Origin of the sequence: Streptomyces sp. NPDC087310 (assembly GCF_044744405.1) — a bacterium.
Lineage (GTDB): Bacteria > Actinomycetota > Actinomycetes > Streptomycetales > Streptomycetaceae > Streptomyces.
Window position 1 is genome coordinate 19,746 of sequence record NZ_JBIUYF010000009.1, and the last position, 24,013, is coordinate 43,758.

At 71.9% G+C, this 24,013-nt stretch carries 19 protein-coding genes; 10 read left to right on the forward strand and 9 right to left on the reverse strand.

All coding sequences use genetic code 11. The features are described from left to right. Positions 1-24: 24 nt before the first annotated feature. The 3 genes from ACIO3P_RS31045 to ACIO3P_RS31055 form a co-directional block, all read right to left on the reverse strand. Entirely contained in the window at positions 25-738 is a 714-nt protein-coding gene (locus tag ACIO3P_RS31045; protein WP_401849899.1) for a family 16 glycoside hydrolase, read from the reverse strand. Continuing rightward, entirely contained in the window at positions 735-1,976 is a 1,242-nt protein-coding gene (wecB, locus tag ACIO3P_RS31050; RefSeq protein ID WP_329826686.1) for a non-hydrolyzing UDP-N-acetylglucosamine 2-epimerase, read from the reverse strand. Before wecB ends, ACIO3P_RS31045 begins: the two co-directional genes overlap by 4 nt. Before the next feature lie 106 nt (positions 1,977-2,082). Then, entirely contained in the window at positions 2,083-3,324 is a 1,242-nt protein-coding gene (locus tag ACIO3P_RS31055; protein ID WP_401787098.1) for a glycosyltransferase family 2 protein, read from the reverse strand. Positions 3,325-3,904: 580 nt separating this feature from the next. Here ACIO3P_RS31055 and ACIO3P_RS31060 point away from each other — a divergent pair. After that, positions 3,905-5,776 carry a polysaccharide deacetylase family protein gene (locus ACIO3P_RS31060; RefSeq protein ID WP_329826684.1) on the forward strand — a complete coding sequence of 624 codons (1,872 nt, stop codon included), beginning with the start codon at positions 3,905-3,907 and terminating at the stop codon, positions 5,774-5,776. A gap of 129 nt (positions 5,777-5,905) precedes the next feature. Next, entirely contained in the window at positions 5,906-6,937 is a 1,032-nt protein-coding gene (locus ACIO3P_RS31065; protein WP_329826683.1) for a glycoside hydrolase family 113, read from the forward strand. 25 nt (positions 6,938-6,962) lie between these two features. Here ACIO3P_RS31065 and ACIO3P_RS31070 read toward each other — a convergent pair whose 3' ends face one another. Further along, complete coding sequence (locus ACIO3P_RS31070; protein ID WP_401849901.1) at positions 6,963-9,140, reverse strand: MMPL family transporter; 2,178 nt, start codon at positions 9,138-9,140, stop codon at positions 6,963-6,965. A gap of 110 nt (positions 9,141-9,250) precedes the next feature. On the opposite strand from ACIO3P_RS31070, the gene ACIO3P_RS31075 reads away from it, so the two are divergent. Continuing rightward, a complete protein-coding gene (locus ACIO3P_RS31075; RefSeq protein ID WP_329826681.1) occupies positions 9,251-10,036 on the forward strand; it encodes a BTAD domain-containing putative transcriptional regulator in 786 nt (261 codons plus the stop codon). Between the two features lie 59 nt (positions 10,037-10,095). On the opposite strand, the gene ACIO3P_RS31080 is transcribed toward ACIO3P_RS31075, so the two are convergent. From ACIO3P_RS31080 to ACIO3P_RS31100, 5 genes are all read right to left on the reverse strand, one after another. Next, a complete protein-coding gene (locus ACIO3P_RS31080; RefSeq protein WP_401849903.1) occupies positions 10,096-11,178 on the reverse strand; it encodes a methyltransferase in 1,083 nt (360 codons plus the stop codon). After that, positions 11,175-11,996: a hypothetical protein gene (locus ACIO3P_RS31085; RefSeq protein WP_401849905.1), complete on the reverse strand. Its 822-nt coding sequence runs from the start codon at positions 11,994-11,996 to the stop codon at positions 11,175-11,177. Before ACIO3P_RS31085 ends, ACIO3P_RS31080 begins: the two co-directional genes overlap by 4 nt. Then, positions 11,977-13,449, reverse strand: coding sequence for a carbamoyltransferase C-terminal domain-containing protein (locus ACIO3P_RS31090; RefSeq protein WP_329826678.1), 1,473 nt, complete (start codon positions 13,447-13,449; stop codon positions 11,977-11,979). Before ACIO3P_RS31090 ends, ACIO3P_RS31085 begins: the two co-directional genes overlap by 20 nt. Positions 13,450-13,549: 100 nt before the next feature. Further along, positions 13,550-14,770, reverse strand: coding sequence for a pyridoxal phosphate-dependent aminotransferase (locus ACIO3P_RS31095; RefSeq protein WP_401849906.1), 1,221 nt, complete (start codon positions 14,768-14,770; stop codon positions 13,550-13,552). Next, on the reverse strand, positions 14,767-16,164 hold the full coding sequence (locus ACIO3P_RS31100) for a radical SAM protein (RefSeq protein WP_329826675.1): 1,398 nt from the start codon (positions 16,162-16,164) through the stop codon (positions 14,767-14,769). Before ACIO3P_RS31100 ends, ACIO3P_RS31095 begins: the two co-directional genes overlap by 4 nt. Positions 16,165-16,689: 525 nt before the next feature. On the opposite strand from ACIO3P_RS31100, the gene ACIO3P_RS31105 reads away from it, so the two are divergent. From ACIO3P_RS31105 to ACIO3P_RS31135, 7 genes are all read left to right on the forward strand, one after another. Continuing rightward, complete coding sequence (locus tag ACIO3P_RS31105; protein ID WP_329826674.1) at positions 16,690-17,463, forward strand: DUF6071 family protein; 774 nt, start codon at positions 16,690-16,692, stop codon at positions 17,461-17,463. Positions 17,464-17,600: 137 nt separating this feature from the next. Next, complete coding sequence (locus ACIO3P_RS31110; protein WP_329826673.1) at positions 17,601-18,329, forward strand: tyrosine-protein phosphatase; 729 nt, start codon at positions 17,601-17,603, stop codon at positions 18,327-18,329. Between the two features lie 253 nt (positions 18,330-18,582). Beyond that, complete coding sequence (locus ACIO3P_RS31115; RefSeq protein ID WP_401787077.1) at positions 18,583-19,434, forward strand: SDR family NAD(P)-dependent oxidoreductase; 852 nt, start codon at positions 18,583-18,585, stop codon at positions 19,432-19,434. 16 nt (positions 19,435-19,450) lie between these two features. Further along, on the forward strand, positions 19,451-20,077 hold the full coding sequence (locus ACIO3P_RS31120) for a 2OG-Fe(II) oxygenase (protein ID WP_329826670.1): 627 nt from the start codon (positions 19,451-19,453) through the stop codon (positions 20,075-20,077). After that, on the forward strand, positions 20,062-21,549 hold the full coding sequence (locus ACIO3P_RS31125; protein ID WP_401849907.1) for a hypothetical protein: 1,488 nt from the start codon (positions 20,062-20,064) through the stop codon (positions 21,547-21,549). The genes ACIO3P_RS31120 and ACIO3P_RS31125 overlap by 16 nt, the downstream gene beginning before the upstream one ends. Further along, positions 21,542-22,264 carry a 2OG-Fe(II) oxygenase gene (locus tag ACIO3P_RS31130; protein ID WP_329826668.1) on the forward strand — a complete coding sequence of 241 codons (723 nt, stop codon included), beginning with the start codon at positions 21,542-21,544 and terminating at the stop codon, positions 22,262-22,264. The genes ACIO3P_RS31125 and ACIO3P_RS31130 overlap by 8 nt, the downstream gene beginning before the upstream one ends. Before the next feature lie 175 nt (positions 22,265-22,439). Then, complete coding sequence (locus ACIO3P_RS31135; protein ID WP_401849908.1) at positions 22,440-24,011, forward strand: MFS transporter; 1,572 nt, start codon at positions 22,440-22,442, stop codon at positions 24,009-24,011. Positions 24,012-24,013 lie beyond the last annotated feature (2 nt).

Sequence of the window (24,013 nt, forward strand, 5' to 3'; positions counted from 1 at the left end):
CCTGTGCGCTCACATACCGCCCCCTCACTCCGGCCCCGCGATCCTGATGTCCCGGAATTCCACCCGCGCGTCCTCGGTGTAGCCGCCCACGCTGCCCGCCGTGTACGGCCGTTCGGTGTCGGTGAAGGCGACCACCTCGCGGCCGTCCACCACCACCGTCATCCGCGGTCCGCTCTGCCGCACCCGGATCTCCGACCAGTCACCGACGGGGAACCGCGGCGTACCGGTGGCCAGGAAGCGCTGTCCGCCCCGGTATTCGGGGTCCCGTTTGCCCAGCTCCCAGCCGTTGGGCTTGAGCGCCAGATAGTAGAAGTGCTCCGGGTCGGTGTACGCCCAGACGAGCCACGCCACTTCCCACGGGTTGGGTTCCGGTGTGCGCAGTTGCTCGACGGTACGCATCCGCGCCCGCAGGTCCAGTCGCTCGTACCGTGCGGTGGAGACCACCAGACAGGCGTGGGTACGGTCGCGTTCGCGGGCCGCGCGCGGGGTGAGGTCGAGTTCGTCCGTCCCGCCGGTGTTGCCACCGTAACCGTGGAACACCGAGCGCCAGGGGCCGTGCACCGTACCGTCCCGCCAGGACTCGACGGACTCGGTGCGCCGCTCCTCGTCCCACAGGCCCGCCAGCATCAGCCCGCCGGTCGCCAGGACGGCGAACGCCAGCACGAGGCCCCCGGCCCAACGCCAGTCACGCCGACGGCAGTTGCCCCGGCTCCGGTCGCTCCACCGCACGGCCCTCATGCCGCCGGATCGTACGAGCCGGCCAGACCGCCGCGCCCCGGCGCGGGTTCGCCGCCGAAGTCCTCGGTCAGCCTGGCGACGATACGGTCGGCGGCCCGGCCGTCACCGAACGGGTTGCCCGCGCCCGCCATCCGCCGGTACTCGTCGGGGTCGTCCAGGAGTTGCCCGGCCGCGGCCAGGATCGCGTCCGGCTCCGTGCCCACCAGCCGGGCGGCGCCCACCTCCACCGCCTCCGGGCGTTCGGTGGTGGTCCGCAGCACCAGCGTGGGCTTGCCCAGGCTCGGGGCCTCCTCCTGCAACCCTCCGGAATCGGTCAGGACCAGGTCACAGGCGGCCAGGGTGGCGGCGAAGTCCAGATAGTCGAGCGGATCGACCACCCGTACCGCCGGGTGACCGTCGAGCTCGGGCAAGAGGGCCTCACGCACCGCGGGGCTGCGGTGCAGCGGCAGTACGATCTCCACGTCGCCCCGGTCGGCCAGACGGCGCAGCGCGGCGCCCATCGAACGCATACGGTCCCCCTGATTCTCCCGGCGGTGCAGGGTCAGGAGTACCCGCCGGTCGTCGGTGCGGAACGCGCTGTGCCCGGCGCCTTCCGCCAGTACCCAGAGCAGGTTGTCGACCACGGTGTTGCCCGTGGTCATCACCTGCTCGTCGGGGACGCCCTCGGCGCGCAGGTGGCCGGCGGACCGGGTGGTGGGGGCGAAGTGCCAGCGGGCCATCCGGCCGATCAGCCGGCGGTTCAGCTCCTCGGGGAACGGGTTGTCCAGCACACCGGTGCGCAGGCCCGCCTCGACGTGGGCCACGGGAGTGTGCTCGTAGAAGGCGGCCAGCGCGCCGCACAGCGCCGTGGTGGTGTCGCCCTGGACCACCACCAGCTCGGGGCGTTCGGTCCTGATCACCGTGGCGAGCCCGTCCACCAGCCGGGCCGTCAGCTCCGAGAGCCGCTGCCGGTCGCGCATCACCGCCAGGTCGGTCTTCACCCCCACTCCGAGCATGCCGAGCATCTGCTGGAGCATTTCGCGGTGCTGACCGGTGGTCACCACCATCGGCTGGAACAGTGTGGAGGCGGCCATCGCCCGGATCACCGGGGCCAGTTTGATCGCCTCGGGCCGGGTGCCGAGCACGAGCATGGTGCGTACGGTCCCGGGCGTGCCGGGTCTGTCGTCCCGGACGGCCTCGGCGGCCGGAACGGCCGTCGCGGCCGGGGCGGAGGACAGGGGTCTGCCTGATCTGGACATGGGTCTCCCTTGGCTGGGCGAGCGGAAGGAGCACAAGCGGTACGGATGACACGGGAGGTACGGATGTCACGGAAGTGCGGATGTCACGGAAGGTGTGGTGCGTGGGTCAACTGCGGGCGGTCTTGAGCCAGGTCCGTTTGCCGGTGACGGTCCGCCACAGCCCCCACCAGCCGGACGCGAACCAGATGTAGCCGTAGATCACGAAGACGTGTCCGAGCAGCGCGGCGTGGAGCGCGCCGAGCGACCGCTCGCGCCGCCGGTACACGAAGCCGTAGATCCAGGCCGCGGTGAACGACAGCAGGTACGGGCCGAGGAACCACATCGTGGAGACCTGCGCGTGGCCGGTCATGAGCGATCCGGCGAGTGTGCCGAACACGGCGACGAGGAAGGACAGCGGCAGCAGCGAGGTGAGCAGGATCAGCACCGGGCTGGACAGGTGGTAGATCAGGTCCATCGCCGCCCGGCCGGGAACGTCACGCAGTATCAGCGGCACCAGGTTGGCCGACTGGAGGTGTCCCTGGAACCAGCGGGAGCGCTGGCGGATCAGCCGCCGCAGGTTCAGCACGGCCTGCTGGGAGACGGCCGCCGTGGTGCAGTGCTGGTTGGTCCAGCCGCGTGCGATCAGCCGTACCCCGAGGTCCAGGTCCTCGGTGAGGCTGTCGCTCCACGGGTCCTCGCCCAGGGTGTCGAGCGCGGACAGCCGCATGAACTGTCCGTTGCCGCCCATCCCGACACTGCCGATGAAGCGGCGGGCGCTCTGGAATATGTCGCCGTAGACGACGAACTCCATGTCCTGCAGCCGGGCCAGCAGGCCCTCCCGCCGGTTGTACATCCGGACGCCGATCTGGGTGGCCCCGGTCATCGGATCGTTGAAGAACGGGTCGACGGCGTCGATGACATGCTGGTCCAGCCGTCCGTCCGCGTCCACCACACAGACGATCACATCGCTCGGGTCCCGGTCGCCGAGGAGGCCCGACGCGCGGAGCAGGCGTACGCCGTCGTTGAGCGCCGCGCCCTTGCCGTGCCGGGCGTTGGGCAGCCGGCGCTGGTGGAGCCAGACCCGTTCGGGGTCCGCGGACCGCGCTATCTCGGGTGTCCGGTCGTCGGACCCGTCGTCGATGACCAGGGCGACGCAGTTCCCGGCGGGCAGGGCGGTTATTCGCGCGAGGCTTTCGGCCAGCACCATCTCCTCGTTGAGACAGGCGAGCAGAAAGACGTAGAAGCGCTGCTCACCGGAGTCGGGGCGGTACGGCACCTGACGGCGGGAAAGCAGGAAGAGCGCGAAGTTGTACGTTCCCGCCATCGCGATGAGGGCGATGCTGGCCCATATCAGGACCTCCCCGATCACGACCGGTCCGCCGCTGGCCGGTCGCGTGCCACCGGAACACCACGTTCAGCCGCGGGGAGTCCTGCGCGTAATCGCAATCGAGCCACCAACAGGCCGAAAACAATCAGGCAGTACAACAGGAAACCCGCCCCGGCAGCCGCCTGCAAAGCCCTGGCCAGCGGAATCCCGGGAAAAGCCTCGGGTGCCGCCGCCAGGCCCACCAAGGGCAGGGCTGAGCCCAAAACAGACCTACCATACATCGGTCCCCCACATTCAACTCGGCGCAGGAGTGGCGGGCGCTCCCCAACGGACCGGCCTCTGCGCGCTTACGGAAAGTACCAGACACATCACCCCCGCAGCACCCCCGGGGGGAGGGCACTTCCGCCGGAAACCCCTGTCTGGATTTTCTCCCCAGAGGCCCCATTGACAGTCGGCGCGAATGGTCAGAAGAATCACCGGCCTGTCGAGCTCATTAATCCCGCTTGTGGAATTGCACGACGGGCCGGAAAGGATCATCGCATCGAATATCGGCCATGATCCGCCGACGCCTCAGCTCCTTGTTCCACGCAATGCGGGGCCTGAATCGAGGGGGGTACAACGTATGAGTGAGCCCTGGAGAAGAGCACGGTCCGCCTGGCTGGCCGTGATCGCTCTCGCGATCGCCGCCTTGGTCGGCGGTGGCCTGTTGGCACCGGCGACCGCCGCCGACCGGGACGGCCGTGGGGACGCCGACCGGCCGGCCGCGCACGGTTCCTCCACCGGCGTGCGCGCCGACGACCTGAAGGGCTGGGCGGCGGCGCAACGGTCCGCCGACGCGGAGCGGCGGGCCGCGAAGAGCGCCCGGCCCACCGCCGGGAACCGGACATCGAAGCCGGGGAAGTTGTCGGAGGAGCGGGCGTCGGCCACCGGCCGGAAGGCCCGCACCGCACCGCGCGCCGCCGAGCCCGGCGAGGCGAAGACCCTGGTGCTGTACGACACCGCGGGCCCGTTCGGGCACCTCGGTGAGTTGTACGCGATGGGCGTGGCGAACCTCGGCGGCCACTTCGGCACCGTGACCACCAAGCCGGTCCAGGAGTACACGCCGGAGCTGATGGAGTCGTACGACGCCACCGTGTACATCGGCTCCACGTACTACAGCGAGGAGATCCCCGACGCCGTGCCGGAGGACTTCTACCTCGACACACTGCTGTCCGAGCGGCCGGTGATCTGGATCGGCGAGAACATCTGGAACATGGCGAACTCCATCAGCCTCCAGGAGTTCCAGTACCGGTACGGCTGGGACCCGACGTCCTCCTTCTACGAGACGGACGGCAGCGTCGGCGAGATCAGCCGGGTCGACTACAAGGGCCAGCAGCTCACACGGAAGATCCCGGTGGGCCAGGACGCCGGGGTGCTGCATCCCCACATCACGGCCGGGGCGGGCGGTCCGCAGGTGACCGAGGTGGCCCAGGCGGTGGACACGGCCGGGGGCACGACGAAGACCTCCCCGTGGGCGCTCCGTTCGGGCAACCTGACCTACATCGGTGAGATCCCCTTCACCTATGTCTCGGAGACCGACCGGATTCTCGCCTTCCAGGACATGCTGTTCGACGCGCTGGCTCCCCAGACGGCCGAGCAGCACCGGGCCATGGTGCGTCTGGAGGACATCACTCCGCTCTCCGACGCCACCAGCATGCGGGCGATCGCCGACTATCTGAAGTCGAAGAACATCCCGTACGGCATCAATGTCATTCCGGTGTACAGCGACCCCAAGGGCGTCCAGAACAACGGGGTGGCGCGCACCGTACGGCTCTCCCAGCGACCGGCGCTGGTGAACACCCTCAAGTACATGCTGGCCAACGGCGCGGTGCTGATGGATCACGGTTACACCCATCAGTACGGGAACGCGGACAACCCGTACAACGGGCTGAGCGCCGACGACTTCGAGTTCTTCCGGGCCCATGTGGACGCCACCGACACGGTGATCTACGACGGTCCCGCGACGGAGGACTCCGCCGAGTGGGCACAGGGCCGGGTCACCGCCGCGCTCGCCGAGTTCGCGCGGGTCGGTCTCCCCAAGCCCCGGCTGTGGGTCACCCCGCACTACGCGGCCTCGGCCACGGACTACCGGGTGTTCGCACAGAACTTCGAGGCCAGGATGGAGCGTCCCCTGTACTTCGCGGGAACGCTGACCGGCGAACCGTCCGATTCCAGCCGCTACCTCGGGCAGTTCTTCCCGTACCCCGTCACCGATGTCTACGGTACGAAGGTGCTCCCGGAGAACCTGGGCAGCTACGAGCCGGAGGCCCACAACAACAACCCGCCCAGGCTGGCGGCGGACCTGGTCAAGAACGCCAAGGCCAACCTGGCCGTGCGGGACGGCTTCGCCAGCTTCTACTACCACCCCTACCAGCCGGTGGAGCCGCTGCAGGAGACGGTCGAGGGCATCGAGGCGCTCGGCTACACCTTCGTCAGCCCGGAGAGCCTGCTCTGATCTGATCCGGCCGACTCCCGCACCACGTACCCCTGTTCGTCACCACCCCGTGCTGTTCCCGGCCCGCGCCGAGCGGGCCGGGAACAGCACGGTCGTCCGGGCGCGCTGCCCGAGGAAGGCCCTGGTCCGATGAGAGCGCTGAGGCGGACGACCGCGGCCCTGGCGGCGACGGCGACCGCCGCCGTCGCCGTACTGACAGGCTGTTCGGCGGGCGGGGACGGGGACGGCTCTCCCGAGCAGCGGGTACGGGGCATCACACTGCCCGCCTGGAGCACCGGCGACTACGACCGGAGCGAGGCCCGGAGCTATCTGCGGCAGATCGCCGGCACCGGTGCCCGGTGGGTGGTGTTCACCCCCACCTGGTACCAGGACGGGACCCGCCGGTCCACGATGCACCCCACCGAGGAGACGGCTGACGACGCCGGAGTGCGCCGGATCGTCGGCCTGGCCCACGCGGCCGGGCTGAAGGTGATGCTCAAACCTCATGTGGACCTGGTGAACGGCGACGACCGGGCCGGGATCCGGCCCGCCGACAAGGACGCCTGGTTCACCGCGTACCAGCGCTTCATCACCCACTACGCCCGGCTGGCCGGGGAGTTGGACGTGGAGCAGTTCGCGGTCGGTACGGAGCTGGCGGGCACCTCCGGCGACCGCCGGCGCTGGCGGGCCGTGATCGCCGCGGTGCGCGACACCTACGACGGCACACTGACCTACGCCGCCAACTACGACGAGTACGCGGCCATCCGTTTCTGGACATCCCTCGACCTGATCGGTATCGACGCCTACTGGCCGCTGGCGGATTCCGCCACGACCGATCCGGCCCGGCTGGCCAAGGGCTGGCGGCCGATCGTCACCGAACTCTCCGCGTTCGCCGAGCGGCAGGACCGGAAGATCCTGTTCACCGAGGCCGGCTACGTCAGTCAGCACGGAACCGCGGCCGAGCCGTACTCCTGGACCGTCAGCGAGCGCGCCGGGGCCGACGAACAGGCGGCGGCCTACGAGGCGCTGCTGACGGCCTTCGACGACGAGCCGTGGTGGGCCGGGGTGTGCTGGTGGATGTGGGACGACTGGCCGGACAGCGGCGAGACGGAGCGACGCCTGGCCTACACCCCGCACGGGAAACCCGCCGAGCAGGTGCTGCGGAGCTGGTGGCGGGAGTGACACCGGATAACCCCTGGCGCGGTGATCACACGTACTCCCGGCGAAGCTCCGGCTCCGGCTCCGGCCCCAGTTCCGCCGCCTCCCTGATCCGGAAGCGGCGCAGCGCCTTCGGTGCCCACCAGTTCGCGCGTCCCGCGAGCCGCATCGTCACGGGCAGCAGCACCACCCGGATGAGGGTCGCGTCGACGAGGATCGTCAGGGCCGTACCGATGCCGAGTTCCTTGAGGAAGACGACGCCGCCCGTGGCGTACGACAGGAAGGACACCGCGAGGATGCCGGCCGCCGCGGTGATCAGCGGTGCGCTGCGCCGGATGCCCTCGCCGACCGCGCGTTCGGTGTCGCCCGTCCGGTCGTACTCCTCCTTGACGCGTGACAGCAGGAAGACCTCGTAGTCCATCGACAGTCCGTACGCCACACAGAACATCAGCACCGGAATGCTCGGCTCGATCGAACCGGTCGGGGTGAAGCCGAGCACTCCGGAGAGGTTCCCGTCCTGGAAGACCCACACCAGGCAGCCGAACATCACCGACAGGCTCAGCAGGTTCAGCACGGTCGCCTTGACCGACAGCAGCACACTGCCCGTCATCAGGAAGAGGATCAGATACGTCGCCCCGAGGACCAGAGCGGCCGCGAGCGGCAGCCGGTCGAGGAGTGTGGAGCGGAAGTCGGTGGTCTCGCCCGGGTAGCCGCCGACCAGCACATCGGCGGGTGCGGGGGTGTCGCGGACGCGGTCGACGAGCGCGGGGACATCGCCGTACATCGCCCCCTGGGTCGGAACGAGGGCCAGGCGTACGCGGCCGTCGGGCGCCGTCAGCCGGTCCTGCCCCGGCTCCCCTGCCCGCTTCCCGTCACGGTAGGCACCGGAGGGCGCGTCGACCTGGAACACGCCCGGGATCCGGGAGAGTTCGGCGGCGTACGCACGCGTGTCGGCGGGGTTCGTGAGCGGTTTCGTGAGGACGACCTGGATCATGTCGGTGGGTTCGGCGGGGAACTCCTCGTGCACGATCTCGGAGGTGGTGCGCGAGGAGGTCCCTTCGGGGAGCGTGCGCTCGTCGGGGAGGCCGAAGCGCAGGCCCAGGAGGGGTGAGGCGGCCAGGAGCAGGACGGTGAGCACTCCGGCGCCGGCGAGCAGCGGGCGACGCATCGCCGCGATCGCCGTACGGTGCCAGAAACCGGAGGCGGGCGCGGTGGGCCGCTCGACCCGGTGACCCCAGCGGGCCAGGGCAGCCGGGAGGAAGACCACCGCTCCGGTCACCGCGGTCAGGACGACGAGCACCCCCGCGTACGCGAACGAGCTGAGGAAGAAGAAGGGGAACACCAGCAGCGCGCACAGCGACACCGCCACCGTCACTCCGCTGAACATCACCGTCCGCCCGGCGACCCTGGTCGCCCGCACCACGGCGTCGGGCTGGGCGTGCCCGGCCGCGCGTTCCTCCCGGTAGCGGCTGATCATGAACAGGCTGTAGTCGACGCCGAGTCCGAGGCCCAGGACGAGCGCGAGGTTCGCCGCGAACGTCGACACCTCGGTGAACTGCGCGATCGCCCGCAGCCCGGCGAGCGTCCCCAGCGCGGACAACAGGCCCACCCCGGCGGTCAGCAGGGCGGCCGTGGTGCGCCGGTACACCAGGATCAGCAGGAGGACGACGGCGGGCAGCGCGAAGAGCTCCGCGCGCAGGAAGTCCGTGCGGGCCTGTTCACCGACCTGCCGCGAGATCTCCTCCTGACCGCCCACCTGAACGGTCAGCTCCGGGGTCGTGCGGGCCAACCGGGGCGAGAGTGTGGCGAGTTGCTCGCGCGCTTCGGTGGCGCCGCCTTCGAGGCGGACCAGGACCAGCGCACGGCGCCCGTCGGTGGCGCGCAGGGCGGGGCTCCGCGCGTCCCAGTACGAGGTGACGTCCGTGACCAGAGGCGCCTTCGCCACCTCCTGGGCGAGCGCGCGGGCCGCGCCCCGCGTGCGGGCGCTGTCCACGTCACCGTCGCGCGCCGTGACGAGCAGCGCCAGGTTGGGGTTGCCGGTGCCGAACTCCTCGCGCAGTACGTCACCGGCGCGCACCGACTCCGTGCCGGGCGCGCTCCAGCGCGCGAGGTCCAGGTCGTCCTGGGCGCCCGCGCCGTACGCGGCGAGACCGAGGAAGATGAGAAGTGCGCCGATCAGCACGGCGCGGCTGCGCCGCACCGCCAGGCGGCCTAGCCGGGTGAGCATGTGGTGGGCCTTTCTCAGGGGATCCGATCCGTGTCCGCCACGGTCGTGGCCGCCACTGACCGTCCGCTGGAAGATCCACTGGAACGCGGAGGCCGGGATACCCTCGACCCATGGATGAGGGGACACGGAACGGCCTGCGCTTCGAACTGCTCGGCCCGCTCAGGGCGTTGCGCGACGGGGCCGAGGTGCCGCTGGGCCCGCCGAAGCAGCGCGCCGTACTCGCCGTACTCCTTCTCCAGGAGGGGCGTTCGATCTCGTACGACGGTCTGGTCGAGGCCGTGTGGGGCGGCGCCCCGCCCCTGCACGTACGCAACCTCGTACAGAAGTACGTCTCCGGGCTGCGCCGGGCCCTGGGGGACGCCGCGGAGCTCTCGTGGACCGGCAGCGGCTACCGGCTCACCGGGGCGGACATCGACGACCTGCGGGAGCGGCGGCGGTTGGTGGACGAGGCGCTCGCCGCGCGCCGGGCGGGTGAGCTGTGGCGCGCGGGCGAACTGATCGAGCGTGCCGAGGTGTTGTGGCGCGGCGACTTCGCTGAGGGCCTGCAAGCACCGTACTTGGCGACGGAGCGGGTGCGCTGGGCCGAGAAACGGCTCACCGTGCTGGAGGCGCGGCTGGCCGGCGCGATCGAACTCGGGCAGTCCTTCGAGTACGTCCACGAACTCGTCCGGCTCGTCGCCGCGCACCCGCTACGGGAACGCCTCGTCGAGTTGCTGATGCTCGCCCTGTACCGGACGGGCCGCTCCTCGGACGCGCTGTCCGCCTACGAGGCGGCACGGCAGCGGCTCGCCGAGGCGCTGGGCGCGGACCCGGGACCGCCCCTGCGGTCCCTGCACACACGGATGCTCCGCCAGGACCGTGACCTGCTGCCGCCGCCTCCCGTAGCGGTGTCCTGAGACGCGTCACATCAGGTCGGCCGTCCCCGGGCCGGACCGTCCCCTCGCGTGAGCGGCCCTCACGGGGTGCTGCCGGAGCGGAACTCCATCACGGTGGCACCCCCCGGCAGACGGTGGGACGTGTGCAGGGTGAGCCCGGCCCGTCCGGCGAGCCGGGCGTAGTCCGCCACCGATCGCTTCCGGCCGCCCAGCAGGACCAGCATGCGCAGATCGTGCGAGGTCAGCCGGCGGGTCTCGGCCAGGTACTCGGCGGTGTCCGGCGTGCCGGGCGCGGGCTCGCCGGGGAGTACCCGTTCGGCGATCAGCACCCGCCCGCCCTCGGGGACGGCGGCGGCGCAGGTCCGCAGGATCCGTTCGGCGCTCTCGTCGTCCCAGTCGGCCAGCACACGGGAGAGGAGACACGCGTCCGCCGCCGGGAGGTGGTCGAACATGTCGTGGACCGCCGCGTCCGCCCGGTCACCGAGGCCGTGCGCGGCGAGGTAGCGGCGCGCCTCGGCCACGGATCCCGCCTGGTCGGCCACCGTGCCGCGCAGGTGCGGATGGGCCTGGAGGATCTCCCTGAGCAGGGCTCCGGTGCCTCCGCCGACGTCGACGACATGCCGGACGCCCGCCCAGTCGTACACGGTGCCGATGCCCCGGGTGGACTGGGAGACCTGGGCCATCAGCCGGTCGAACGACTCGGTCCTGGCGGGCGACGCGCCCAGGTCCGCCCAGAACGGGGCGCCGTGGACCTTCTCGTGGACGGGGGTTCCGGAGCGGACCGCGTCCACCAGGTACGGGAAGGTGGTGTCGAGCCGGCCGGCCACCTCGTCGGCGTCCAGCCACTGCCGCAGGTTGGCCGGGTGGCCGGAGAGCAGCTCCCCGGCCAGCTCGGTGAGCGCGTACGTGCCGGGTTCCGGCTCGGCGAAGATGTCCCGGCAGGTGAGGAAGCGCAGGAGCCGGGCGAGGGCCTGGGGGTCGGCGCCGACCGCCTCGGCCAGGTCGGGCAGCCGGGTGTGTCCGGCGGCGATGTGGTCGGCGAGGCGGAGGGTGGCCGCCGCCCGTACGGCGAACGGGGTGACGATGTCGGCGATCTCGGTGAGGCCGCGGGACGGCTCCGGGGCGTCGGGCCGGACCGGGGCCGGGTCGGATGCGGTGGTCATGTGCTCCTCCATAGGGACGTCGCGGTGGCGGAGGCCGGGCAGGTGCAGGGGGTGACGGTGGTCCGCGTGGACCGCCCGCCCGGTTCGTGCGGCAACGGGCCGCCCGGCTGCGGACCGCCCGCAGGACCACCGTCCAGGTGCCCGGCGGCGCGGTCCTGCGCCGGTGCCGACGGCGGGCACGGGTCCGGCAGGCCGAGTTCGGCGAGCAGGGCGGCGGCCTGGCGCCGGGTGCGGCAGCGGCGGACGGGGGCGCCGGTGCGCCGCAGGACGTCGTGGATGACGACCAGGTCCCGCCGCCGGAAGAGCAGCGCCTTGCGGAGCAGGGCGGTCAGGCTGAGCACCGGGGGGTCGCCGGAGTCCCGGAGCCGGCGCGGCACGTACTCCGGTCCGCGCGCCGTGACCGGCCGTCGCCGTCCGCTTCCGCCGGGCGGCGGCGCCCCCGCCGTCCCCGGGCCGCGGGGCGAGCGCCGCAGGCGCAGGCTGCGCCGTACCAGCGCCACCGCGCACAGCAGCGGGTGGCGGTCGAGGAGGACGACGAGATCCGCGGCGCGGGCGCGCGGTTCGGCGCTGTCGGCGTAGTTGCCGTCGGCGATCCACCGCGGGAGGGCGCACAGGGCGCGGACACGGTGGTCCCACTCCTCCTCCCCCGGGCGGGACCAGCCCGGGGACCAGTACAGGTCGTCCAGGTGGTACAGCGGCAGGGCCGTGGTCCCGGCGAGTTGATGGCAGAAGGCCGTCTTGCCGCTGCCGGGGCTGCCGAGGACGACGATCCGCCGGAGCGGTCGCCCGCGCGGCGCGTCACAGGACGGGGATGCCATGGAGCTTCCCGAACCGGTCGGCGTCCTCGGCGGTGTTCACCAGGGGCTCGCCCTTGATGTTGAGGCTGGTGTTGAGGAGCATCGGACAGCCGGTCTCCTCGTGGAAGCGCCGCAGCAGGCTGTGGAGGAACGGGTTCTGCCGCGCGTTGACGGTCTGGACCCGGCTGGTGCCGTCGACATGACAGACCGCCAGGTGGGCCTCGGGCGTGCGGGCGTTCGCCACGAACTGCATGTACGGGCTGGTCGGTACGGGCAGGTCGAAGTAGGCGTGGGCGTGTTCCTCCAGGACGATGGGGGCGAACGGCCGGAAGGGTTCGCGGCGTTTGATCTCGTTCACCCGGCGCTTGGCGGTCGGCGGGCGGGGGTCGGCGAGCAGGCTCCGGTTGCCCAGTGCGCGCGGTCCGAACTCGGCCCTGCCGTGGGCCACGGCCAGGACCTCGCCCCGGATGAGCCGTTTGAGGGCGTCGTCCGGATCGGGTTCCCTGGCGATGTCGTGGCCGAGGTACGGGCCCGGCCAGTGGATGGGCCGGCCGAGATGGGCGAGGGCCGAGCCGACCGAGCTGCCAGCGTCTCCGGGGCTCGGCATGATCCAGATGGTGTCGAAGAGGCCGGAGCGGGCGAGGCGGGCGTTGTAGGCGCAGTTGAGCGCGACTCCGCCGGAGAAAACCAGATTGCGGGAGCCGGTCTCCCTGGCCGCCCAGGCGAACAGCCCGTCGAGCAGCCGCTCGGTCACCTCCTGGGCGCTGGCGGCGAGTGTGGCCGGGTCGTTCAGTTCGGGTCGCCAGTCGGCGATGCCGCGGTGCACCGAGCGGGTGAGCCGGAAGTCCGGCCAGTCGGCCCGCTCGACGAAGTCCTCCCACATCACATCGGCGAGGTCCGGCGTGCCGTAGGCCGCCAGGCCCATCATGATGTACTCCTCCTCGTTGGGCTTGAAGCCCGCACGCTGGGTGAAGGCGGAGTACAACAGGCCGATGCTGTGGGGGTAGTTCACCGTGGCGACCCGGTCGAGCCGGTCGCCGCGGCCGTGCCACAGCGACACCGTGTTCCACTCGCCGATGCCGTCCACGACGACCACGGCGGCCTCCGGCAGTCCGGAGGTGTAGTAGCCACCGGCCGCGTGCGAGCGGTGGTGGTCGACGATGTGCACGCGCGCTCCGCGCAGTTGCGGGAAGCGCCGCAGGTACGCGCGCAGGCCGACCGGTTCGGTCGCGAGCCCGAACTGTCCGGAGCGGAGCTGCCGGGTGCGTTTGAGGAGGGGCCGTTCGTAGTACACGACGTCGTCGACGCGGTCCAGGTGGGCGAGGGCCGCGGACAGCGCCTGCGGGGAGAGCGCGGCGTCGTTCTTGCGTCTGCTGTACCGCTCGCAGTGCGAGGCGAAGACGAGTTCGTCGTCGCGGACGGCGGCGACCGCCGCGTCGTGGCTGCGGCAGGACAGGCCGAGGATGTGCGCCATGGTGCGGCACCTCCAGTGGTGCGCGAAGTCGGGGTCGCGGGAGCCGTGCGGGCTGGGGCCGGCGTCCCGGGCGGAGGCCGGGGAGGGACAGGGGGCGGTGTCAATACGGCCGTTCCCCGTGGCGTGCGGCCTGTCTCGGGGCGGCCGGCGCGCTGTCGGCCGGGACATCGACGCGAGGGCGGCTACGGTCGGCCACCGCGTCCAGCAGCCGCGCCACCCGCTCCATCGTCGGACGGTCCGCCAGGGACACCCGGAAACAGCCGCGCAGCCCGGGGAGGTCGGACAGGGAGCGGATACGGACGCGGTGCGCGGCGAGATGGTCGCGGGCCGCGTCGGCGGTGGCGGGGTCGGGCGACCAGAAGGTGACGAAGTTGGCTCCCGGCTGGAGCGCGCGCCACCCGGGGTGGGTGGACAGCACCCGGTCGGTGAACTCCTGCCGTACGGCGCGGACGTCCCGCCAGATCTCCTGCCAGCGTTCGCGCCGCGGGGCCAGACGTTCCAGCAGGGCGACGCCGGGGGCGCCGACCGCGTTCTCGGGGCGGAAGCGGCCGAGGTGTTCCCGGAGCGCCGGATGGGCGAGCAGCGCGGCGATGCGCAGTCCGGCCAGGGCGAACGCCTTGGAGTAGGAGTGCACGACGACGACGTTGGGGAACTCGGCGACGAGCGGCGCGTGGGAGGTGTGGACGAAGTCGCCGTATGCCTCGTCGATCACGAGCAGATGGCCCAGGTCCCGCGCCGTCCCGGCGAACCGGCGCATGGTGGACGGGGGGTACAGCAGGCCGCTGGGGCTGCCCGGGTTGGTGACGGCGGCCACGGTCGGCTCCGGCGCGTCCCGCAGCGCGTCCAGCAGGGGGGCGGGGTCGGCGGTGGGCGGTGCGCCGGTGAGGCCGGGGACGCCGGTCACCCGGACCCCGCGCAGTTCGGCGTAGTGGCGCCATGCCTCGAAGGCGGGTTCCTGGAGCAGCAGCCGGCCGACCGGACGGACGAGGGCGTCGACGACGAGGCCGATGCCGTTGTCCGACCCCGCGGTGAGCAGGACGTGGCCGCTGTCGAGCCCGTGGTAGACGCCGAGCGCGTCCAGGGCGCGGTCCTGGAAGGGGTAGGCGATGGTCTCGGCCAGGGGAAGCGCGGCCAGTTCGCTCCGCACCAGCCGGTCGCTCCACGGGTGCTGGAGTTCGCAGCTCTTGAGGTTGAGTGTGCCGGTGCGGCGCTCGCGGGGCTGCCAGCTCAGGCCGAGGGTCTCCGTACCGAGCGGGAAGCGGAAGCCGTCGAGGTCCACAATGCGGGTCGGTCCGGGGGCGCCGCGTACCGGGCCGGTCAACGGGGGTCCTGCTGCGGAATGCGTTCGTGGACGCTGGTGAGCCGGTCTTCCCGGCCGAAGAGGAAGGCGTAGCGGGCGTCGGCCTCGGGCCGCCGCGCGGTCCCGTCGCCGTCGGTCCCGTCGTCGCCGGATCCGTTGTCGCCGGCTTCGCCGAGGACCGGTTCTCCGCTGATCAACTGCCGGTTGAAGCGCGCCACTTGATGGGTGGTCATGTCCCCTGTCATCTCGTGGAACGGGGTGTACATGGTCGGGCGGATACGGGCGCCGAGCGAGCGGGCGAACTCGACGGTGCGCGCCGTGCCCTCGACGGAGGTGCCCGGCAGCCCGACGATGACGAACGCGTTCAGCTCGATGCCGGCCGCGTCGCACCACTGGGCCAGCGTCCGGAACCTCTCCTCCTCGATGCGTTTGTTCCGGGGCAGCCCGCCCTGGCCCTCCGCCTCCAGGGTTTCGAGTCCCACGGAGATACGGACGCAGCCGGCCCGGCCCATCAGGGCCACCAGTTCCTCCCCGAGGTGATGGATGGTGGTCGCACATTTCCACTGCGGTGAGACCGGGCCCTCGATGAACCGCTCGCACAACTCCCGGACCCAGCGCCGGTCGAGTGTGAAAGTGGGGGCGTAGAAGGCGACGTATTCGAACGGGTGTCGGGCATAACTGTCCCGGATGTAATCGATGACAGCGTCCACCGTCATACGCCGCTCACGGAGTCCGAAGATCTCCGGAACTTCGCAGAACTCGCAGCCGACCGGGCATCCGCGGGCCGCCGGTACGACGAGTTCACGCCGGAAGGGGATCCCGCAGAATTTGTGCTCGTCCTTGGCGTAGAAGCGGTCGTAGTCCTGGTAGGGGATTTCGTCGACATCGGGCAGGGACCACTCCTCGGGAGCGAGCCGGTCGCCGGGGCCGCCGGGTTCGATCCAGTTCTTGCCGTGCCGTACCGCGACACCGGGTAATCCGGCCACAGGGGCGGTTTCGGGACCGGATTCCGCGAGCCCGTTGACGTAGTGCGCAACTCCGCACTCGTAGTCCCCGGACTGCACGACGGCGTCCAGATCGAACTGGCGGAAATAACCGGGGTTGAGGCTGGAGAGCCGGCCGAAGGTGATCAGCCGGCTGTGCGGGGAAAGCACCCGCGCGTACTCGGTGAATCGCGCCAGACCGTCCACCGCGTCGAAGTCGTTCATCACCGCGATGACGTCGTAGCGGCCTTGGTAGAGCAGATCACCGACGCCCTTCCAGTTCATGCTCAGGGTGCCGGCCTCGCAGGTGTCCACCCGCCCCGCGCCCGGCCGGCGGCGCAGATGTCCGGCCACCATGTACAGCGGGCTGTGGTGGCCTGCGTTGAAGTAACTCGGCACGTGGGGCGGCCAGATCAGCAGCACGTCCGTCATGTGCGCTCCCTTGCGTCGATGGGTCGGAACGGCGAGGGCCGCCGTTCGGCGGCATGGCGGTGGGCCGGTGCCGCCCGGCGGGAAGAAAAGGGGGGGTTCGGACGACGGCCCCGACACGTCCGCGTGTGTGCGGGGCGCGTCGGCCATGACCACGCGGCCTGCCGGAGAACGGGCATGGTGCGCCCTTGTTCCGCCGGCAGCATGTGGTGCGTTCTACCCCTTTCGACGCCCTTCCTATTCACCGATACGGGGGAACCCCGGCCGTTCTTGACCGGTTCTGTTCCTTCGACCGTTGTGACGTCGGCGGATATTTCGAGGTCAGGCGGAAGGCGGAGCCGACGGAACCGGCCCGTATCTTCTTCCATATGGCCGGAATCGACGGGACACACTGAGGACGAGCCTCCGGCACGGTTGCCCGCCCGCGCCATGGCATGTTTCATTCACACCAGCACCTCGCATTTCGTCGCGTTACTTCCATGTGCTGTCTGGGGGTAAGTCGTGCTTGTGTATGCCAATGGCTGTTCCATGACATACGGCGCCGAGTTGGTGGACGATCTCAGCCCCGATGCCGTGCTGCGGCGCTATAGAGAGGAACATTCCTGGCCGGCCCGGCTGGGTGACTTCCTGGACGCCGAAGACGTGGTGAACGACGCCGTGATCTCGGGTTCCAACGACCGGATCCTGCGGACCACCGTCGACTGGCTGGCCGGACATCGCGAGACCGTGGAGAAAGGCCATCTGCTGGTCGTCATCGGCTGGTCGGGCGCGATGCGCCGCGAGTTCTACGTGGACGGTGAGTTCCGGCAGGTCATTCCGTATCAGCAGCATCAGCACCCCGACCTCCAGAGACTCACCGACGTCTACCGCGAGGTGGCGTGGCACGACCAGGAGTCCGGGGCCCGGCTGATCACGCAGATCCTGTCCCTCCAGTCGTTCCTGCGGCTGCACCGGATCCCGTATCTGTTCTTCGACTCCATCGAGAGTTCCTTCGACACCCTCGGCCGGGCCGGTCTGGCCGAGAGCGGCGGCGTGGAGATGGTGGACCGCACACACTTCTACCGGTTCGGCGACGCCGACGGGTCCATGGCCGATGTGCTGCGGGCGTCCGGCACCGGCTGGAAGGGCCGGCATCCCGCCGAGGACGGTCACGAGACCTGGGCGCACAAGCTGGCGGCGCATGTGGTGGCCGAGCGGCTGCTCAGACGCCCCACCACCGCGCCCGTCGCACCGCCCACCGGTCCCGCCTTCGCCCGCCGGCGTGTCTTCCGGTCCGCGAACCGCGATTTCCTCTACCCCTGACGCCTCGGATATCCCTGACGCCTCGGAAAGGCACCCCTGATGGACAGCCCCCGCACTCCGTTTCCCCCGCCCCCGCTCTACGCGCCGTTCTCCGGGTGAGTACGCCCCCGCCGTCAGCCCCGTACCCGCCCCGGCCCGTGTCCGACGCGGTCAACCTCCGTGTGGTGGCGCCTCCGGGTGTGGTGCCCGGCCGTATCTGGCGCGCGGGCGCGGGGGCGGTCATGGACGCGGGCGCCGCCGCCGAACTGACGGGCCGCCATGGGCTGCGGACCGTGGTCGACCTCCGGTCGCAGAACGAGACGGACCGCTCCGGCGCCCCGGACGAACTCCTCGGGCGCGGGGTGCGCTGGTCCCGTAGCCCGCTCACCGGATACCCGCGTGACCTCGTGCACGTCCCCCGGCCGACACCCGACCACTACGTCCGCTACTACCACGCCATCCTCATGGAGAGCACGACCGGCAGCGTCCCCGCGCTGTTCGCCGCCCTGGCCGACGCCGCCGACGAGCCGTTCCTGGTCTGCTGCCATCTCGGCAAGGACCGTACGGCGGTGGTGGTCGCCGCCCTCCTCGCCCTGGCCGGTGTGCCCGACGAGCTGATCGCCGCGGACTACGCGGCCAGTGGCGCGGCGCTCTTCCCACTGGTCGACCGTTACGCGCACAAGTGGCGGGCGCACGGCTGGACGCGCCAGGACTATCTGGTCCACCTCGCCACACCGGCCGTGGTGATGCGCACCTGGCTCGCCGAGGTGCGGCGGCAGCACCGCAGTGTGCGGGCCGCGCTGATCACGGCAGGGGCCCGCCCCGCCGACCTCACCGCCCTCACGGCGGCGCTCACCTCCCGGACACACCCCGGCGACCGGCACTGACCGCCCCACCACGCGGGCGCACCGTACGTCTTTCCCCACCGCTCACGCAGCGCGCCGCCCCGGCGGTTCCTCTGCCCGGCGGTGGAGGCGAGGAGAAGGTCAGCCGTGGGACACCCAGAAAGCCGCTCACCGGAACTCCCGGCCGGCCCCTGCCGCAGCGGCCAGCTCCTTGCCTCCTCCCCCGGGGCGGAGAAAACCTCCGGCCCCCGGCCCCCGCCCGTACCTGCCCGAACTCCCGGCGACAGGAGCCCACATGAGCCCATCGTCTCCCCCGGCACAGCCACTGCCCGGCCCCTTCCGAGGTGCGGCGGTGATCGGCGGCACCCACGGTCTGGGCCGTGCCCTCGCCCTCGGCGCGCGGGACCGCGGACTGCGGACCGTGGTGTACGGACGCTCCGCCACGCCCCTGCCCGACGCCGACGACCTGCTCTCCGGCGCCGACGGCCCCCGCCCCGACGCCGACGGTCTGCTGCCCCGCTCCCTGGACCTGTGCGATCCGCAGAGCGTACGGACCGCCTCCGTCGATGTGCCAGGGCCCTGTTACGTGCTCTGGGTCGCCGGGGCGTTCCTGAAGAAGGCCCTGGTGGAGACCACCGAGGACGAGGTGGAGCAGTTGACCCGGCTGCTGTTCTCCGGCCCGGTGCTCTTCCTGCGGAGACTGCTGGCCGAGACCGAGGGCCCCGTCCACCTGATCACGATCGCGTCCTCGTCCTCCTGGAAGCGCCGTGAGCGGGAGTCGCTGTACTGCGGGCTGAAGGCGGCGCAGGCCACCTTCGTACGCAACCTGGTGCCCGAACTGCTCGCCGCGCACCCGGAGAACCGGATCACCCTGGTCAACCCCGGCGGGCTGGCCGTACCCGACTTCCACACCGGTCTCGCCCTGGACTTCGGCGCCATGATGGACCCCGGCGAGGTGGCCGAGATCGTCTGGAACATCGCGGCGACCCAGCGGCGGGCGTTCACCGAGGTGCAGATCCTGCGCAGCCGCGAGCCCGGTTCCGAGGGCACCCCCGAGGTGTCCTACGGGGCGCGCGTGCCGCAGACCCCCGAGGAGCCCGCCGCGGCCGGGGGTACGGCGGCTCCCCTGCCCATCCAGCACCACTGACGGAAAGGACGAGCTCTTGCTGGACCTGAACGCGCCGGTGGAACGGCACGACGAACCGTACCGATGGGCCGTGGCCCAGTCCGTGATCCCGGCGCCGGCCGCCCGGAGCCTGCGGGAGCAGATGCCCGCGCCGCAGGCGCTGCATCCGGCCGAGCGCACCGGCAACGGCGACAAGACGTACCGGATGGCGGTCCTCCCGCTGATCCGCCACGGCGAACCCGAGCCCGGCATGGCGCAGATGGGCGAGACCTGGCACGGGCTCGTCGAACACCTCCAGGCGGACGCCTACCGCGCCTGGGTGGCCAGGACCATCGGGATCGACGTCAGCGACACCGCACTGGACATCGGCCTCTTCGTCTTCCAGGGCGGGGACCGCATCTCCGCGCACACCGACAAGCCGGGCAAGCGCGCCACCCATGTCATCTATCTCAACGACGACTGGGCGGACGACCACGGCGGGCAGTTCGAGGTCAGGACCGGCCCCGATCTGTCCGTCAGCCCGTACGCCACCGTGGTGCCGGGCGGCGGACGCTCGGTGCTCTTCGCCCGCTCGGACCACTCCTGGCACGCGGTCGCCCCGGTGGCCGCCCATGCCCCGCAGTTCCGGCTGACCTGCCAGGTGGAGATGTGGAACCTCGGCTGACCCCCGCGCTGCTCACCGGCGACCCCACCCCGGGCGCCGCCCCTCCCCCGTCGTACCCGGCAGGCCACGAGCCGTACTGGGACATCGAGTCCGGGTCACCCCTCACCGACGAGGTGCGGATGTCCGGCTTCAAGCACCTCATGGTGGGCTGCATGGCCGCGGCCTGCCTGTCGGAGGAACCCTGGGACCTGCACAACGCACCGGAACTGACGGATCGTCAGGCGCTGGCGGGCATGCTGGGGGCGCTCGGCGCGCACGTCGGCGTCGACGCCGCCGCGGAGCGGGTACGGATCGACGCGGCCCCGCTGACCGGCCACCGCGTACCCGCCGACTGGTCGGCCCAGGTGCACGGCGGCGCGTATCTGCTGCCCGTCCTGCTGGCCCGGCACGGCCAGGTGGAGTCCGGGGCGCACGGCGGCTGCCGGATCGGCGGCGGGCACCGGGGCGGGCGGCCGGTGGAACACATCGCCCGCGTCCTGGAGCGCTTCGGGGCCACCTGTGCCACGGACGACGGCGGGCTGACCGCGACGGCCCCGCGGGGCCTGCGCGGCGCGGTGATCGACCTGGCCGAGTTCTCCACCCCCGACCCGCACAGCGGGCTGCCCACCGGCCCGCACTACTCGGGCGCCACGAAGACCGCGCTGCTGGCCGCGGCGTCCGCCCGGGGCACCACGGTGCTGCGGCACCCCTATCCCAAACCCGACGCCCAGGAACTCGCCCGGGTCCTGGCGCTGGCCGGGGTGGCGGTGGACGTGACACCGGACGCCATCGAGATCCAGGGCGCGGACGGGCCCATCGGCGCCGCCTCCGTCACCCTGCCGTCCGATCTCCTGGAGGTCGTCACCTTCGTCACGGCGAGCGTGCTGCTCGACCAGGAGCTGACCCTGCGGCTGACCCGCCCGGACGTGGTACGGGAGGGACTCGCCCCGGAGTTGCGCCATCTGCGGCGGATCGGGGTCCCGCTCCGCTGGGACGGCGACATGCTGCACATCCGGCCGGCCGTGGGTCCCCTGACGGCGGATCGGGTCGTCGCCGCGTCCCATCTCGTCTACAGCGACGCCCAGCCCCTGTTCGCCCTGCTCCTGCTGGCCGCCTCGGCGCCCTCGACGCTGGTGGAGACCGTCTGGTCGGGGAGGTTCGGCTATGTCGACGGCCTGCGCTCGATGGGCGCCCGGCTGGCCGTGGACGGGCAGGAACTGCGGATCCACCCCGGCCCGTTGCGCCCGGCGCCCGGACCGCTGCGCGGGACCGATCTGCGCGCCGCCGCCGCGCTGCTGCTCGCGGCGCTGGCCGTCGGCACCCCGCACCGGCTGTACGGCGTGGAGCACCTGGCCCGGGGGTACGCGCGGCTCCCCGCCAAGCTCCGCGCCCTCGGCGGGCGGATCACCCCCGGTACGACCAGGGCCCCGGACGTCCCCGGCGCCACGGACGTGGCGGGCACCCAGGACAAGGAGGCGTTCCACGATGTCTGACGGCCCCGACAGCTCCCGCGCGGTGCTCGACCTGCCCGCGCTGCGGCGGGCGGAACTGACCGAGCGCCCCTACCGCTGGGCGGAACTGCCCGGCACGCTGCGCGGCGCACCGGGCGAGACCGCGCGCAAGCTGGAGGAGGAGTTCCCGACCCAGGGCTTCCGGCTGACCGAACGGACCGGCGCGGACTCGGAGAAGACCTACCGGACCCGCAACCTGCCACTGATCGAGCAGGGGCGTCCCGTCGCCGACAGCCTCCCCTCGCTGTCCCCCCTGTGGCGGCGGCTCGTCGGCGAACTGGCCTCGCCCGACTACCGCGCCGCGGTGGCCGAGGCGACCGGCCGTCCGCTCGACCGCTGCCTGATCGAGGCGCGCGCGGTCCGCTACGGGCCCGGCTACTGGATCGCGCCGCACACCGACCGGGCCGACAAGGTGGTCACCCAGCTCTGGTACTTCAACTCCGAGTGGCCGGCGCGGTGGCAGGGCACCCTGCGCATCCTCGGCTCGCCCGCGGCGGACGACGTACGGGCCGAGATCGCGCCCCGGCAGGGCTCCTCGGTGCTGCTGGTCAGGTCGGCCGATTCCTGGCACTCCGTCACCCCCGTCTCCCCGGCCGCCGCCCAGGACCGGCGCACCCTCCTGGTGCACTTCGTCGATCCCACGGCCGGCACCGCCGCCGGCGATCCCCCGCCCGGGGCGCGGGTCGGGGACGTATGACCGTACGGCGCGGACGTACAGTGGCCCGGCGCGGACGTGGGACGACCCGACACGGACGGACAGCAATCCGGGCCGCCCGACCAGGGAGGTTCCGGGTCATCACGCATCCGACACACCGACATGTTCCGGCTCACGGGCGAACGGGCGGCCCCGCGACCGATCGGGGCCCCCTTCGTTGACCCTCCACAACACCGCCCCCAAGGCCCAGGCCGATGGCGCGGCGTCGGTCCGCCACGGCCGCCGGGTGCTCTCCGTGACCTCGCTGACCGCACTGCTCACCGGACTCAACACCAGCGGCCTCGACGTGGCCCTGCCCGGGATCGTCCGGCACTTCGACGCCTCGGCCGCGCAGGCCAGTTGGATGATTCTCGGCTATCTGCTGGCGGGTACCGTCCTGCTGCTGGTCTGGGGCCGTCTCGCGGACCTGTTCGGGCGCTGCCGGCTCTATGTGGCGGGTGTCGCCGTGTTCACCCTGGCCAGCGTCGGCTGCGCCCTCGCCCCGGACGCCTGGTGGCTGGTCCTCGGCCGGATCCTCCAGGGTGTGGGGGCGTCGGCCGTCATCGCCAACACCACCGCGCTGCTCGCCGACGCCTTCCCTCCCGAGCGGCTGCCGCGTGCCCTCGGCGTCAACGCCACGCTCATCTCCGCCACCCAGGCCGCCGGCCCCCTGCTGGGCGGGGTGCTGACGAAACTCCAGGGCTGGTCCGGGATCTTCTGGACCAGCGGAGCGGCCGGGCTGGTCGCCTGCGGCTGGGCGGTCCATGTCCTGCGCCCGGACCGCGGTTCGGGCTCCTCCGAGAAGTTCGACGTGGCGGGCGCCCTGCTGTCGGTCCTGTTCCTGGGAGGCGGGGCGCTGGCGCTGACCGAGAGCGGCTCACGGGGGTGGACGAGCGGACCCGTCCTGCTGAGCGCGGCCGTGTCGGTCTCCGCGCTCCTCGTCTTCCCGCTGGTCCAGCGGCGGCAGCGGCATCCTCTGGTGGACCCGTGGCTCTTCCGTGACCGGCGCCGCGCGATGGCGCTGCTGGCCGCCTTCCTGACGGCGATGTCGTACTTCTCCGTCGTCCTGGTGATGTCCCTGTATCTCCAGACGGTCGAGCGTCTGGACGCCCTGACCGCCGGTTTCCAGGTCATGCTCATGGCCGTCGGAGCCATGCTCGCCTCCCCGGTGGCGGGACGTCTGGCCACCCGCCGTCCGGCGCGGCTGCTGTCCAGCGCGGGCACGGCGACGTCCGCGCTGGGGATCGCGCTGCTGGTGCTGGCGCTGTCGCTCGGCCCGCCGGCGCCGACCGGCCTCGTCGGGCTGGGGCTCTTCCTGACCGGGGTCGGCGCCGGCCTGTTCGGAGTGCCGAACACCGGCGAACTGATGTCGCTGGTACCGGCGCACCGGCGTGGCATCGCGAACGGCGTACGGTCCATGCTCCAGAACGCCGGTTATCTGATCAGTTCGGTCCTGGCCCTGGCCCTGGTGGCCGGTCACGTCCCGTCCGGCGGGCCGGCGGGCGGCGACGTCCGGTCGTCGGTTCTCGCGGCGCCGGGCGGCCCGGACGCGCTCGTCGGGCAGCACCGTACGGCGCTGCTGGTTCTGCTCTGCCTGTGTCTGGCGGCCACCGCGTCCTCGCTGCTGCGCGGCGGCGCGCAGCGGCCCGTACCGCCACCGGACCGCACCACCGCACCATCCGCCCCGCACCTCCCCGCACCTCCCCGCACCGCCCTGGGAAGTTCCGGCAGGACGAAAGGAACGGAGTGACC

Bases quoted from the DNA above. Each gene is read 5' to 3' on its own strand.
- ACIO3P_RS31100 (WP_329826675.1), bottom strand. From the start codon at position 16,164: ATGACGGACGTGCTGCTGATCTGGCCGCCCCACGTGCCGAGTTACTTC.
- ACIO3P_RS31065 (WP_329826683.1), top strand. From the start codon at position 5,906: ATGAGAGCGCTGAGGCGGACGACCGCGGCCCTGGCGGCGACGGCGACC.
- ACIO3P_RS31105 (WP_329826674.1), top strand. From the start codon at position 16,690: ATGACATACGGCGCCGAGTTGGTGGACGATCTCAGCCCCGATGCCGTG.
- ACIO3P_RS31060 (WP_329826684.1), top strand. From the start codon at position 3,905: ATGAGTGAGCCCTGGAGAAGAGCACGGTCCGCCTGGCTGGCCGTGATC.
- ACIO3P_RS31070 (WP_401849901.1), bottom strand. From the start codon at position 9,140: ATGCTCACCCGGCTAGGCCGCCTGGCGGTGCGGCGCAGCCGCGCCGTG.
- ACIO3P_RS31080 (WP_401849903.1), bottom strand. From the start codon at position 11,178: ATGACCACCGCATCCGACCCGGCCCCGGTCCGGCCCGACGCCCCGGAG.
- ACIO3P_RS31115 (WP_401787077.1), top strand. From the start codon at position 18,583: ATGAGCCCATCGTCTCCCCCGGCACAGCCACTGCCCGGCCCCTTCCGA.
- ACIO3P_RS31045 (WP_401849899.1), bottom strand. From the start codon at position 738: ATGAGGGCCGTGCGGTGGAGCGACCGGAGCCGGGGCAACTGCCGTCGG.
- wecB (WP_329826686.1), bottom strand. From the start codon at position 1,976: ATGTCCAGATCAGGCAGACCCCTGTCCTCCGCCCCGGCCGCGACGGCC.
- ACIO3P_RS31075 (WP_329826681.1), top strand. From the start codon at position 9,251: ATGGATGAGGGGACACGGAACGGCCTGCGCTTCGAACTGCTCGGCCCG.
- ACIO3P_RS31130 (WP_329826668.1), top strand. From the start codon at position 21,542: ATGTCTGACGGCCCCGACAGCTCCCGCGCGGTGCTCGACCTGCCCGCG.
- ACIO3P_RS31090 (WP_329826678.1), bottom strand. From the start codon at position 13,449: ATGGCGCACATCCTCGGCCTGTCCTGCCGCAGCCACGACGCGGCGGTC.
- ACIO3P_RS31085 (WP_401849905.1), bottom strand. From the start codon at position 11,996: ATGGCATCCCCGTCCTGTGACGCGCCGCGCGGGCGACCGCTCCGGCGG.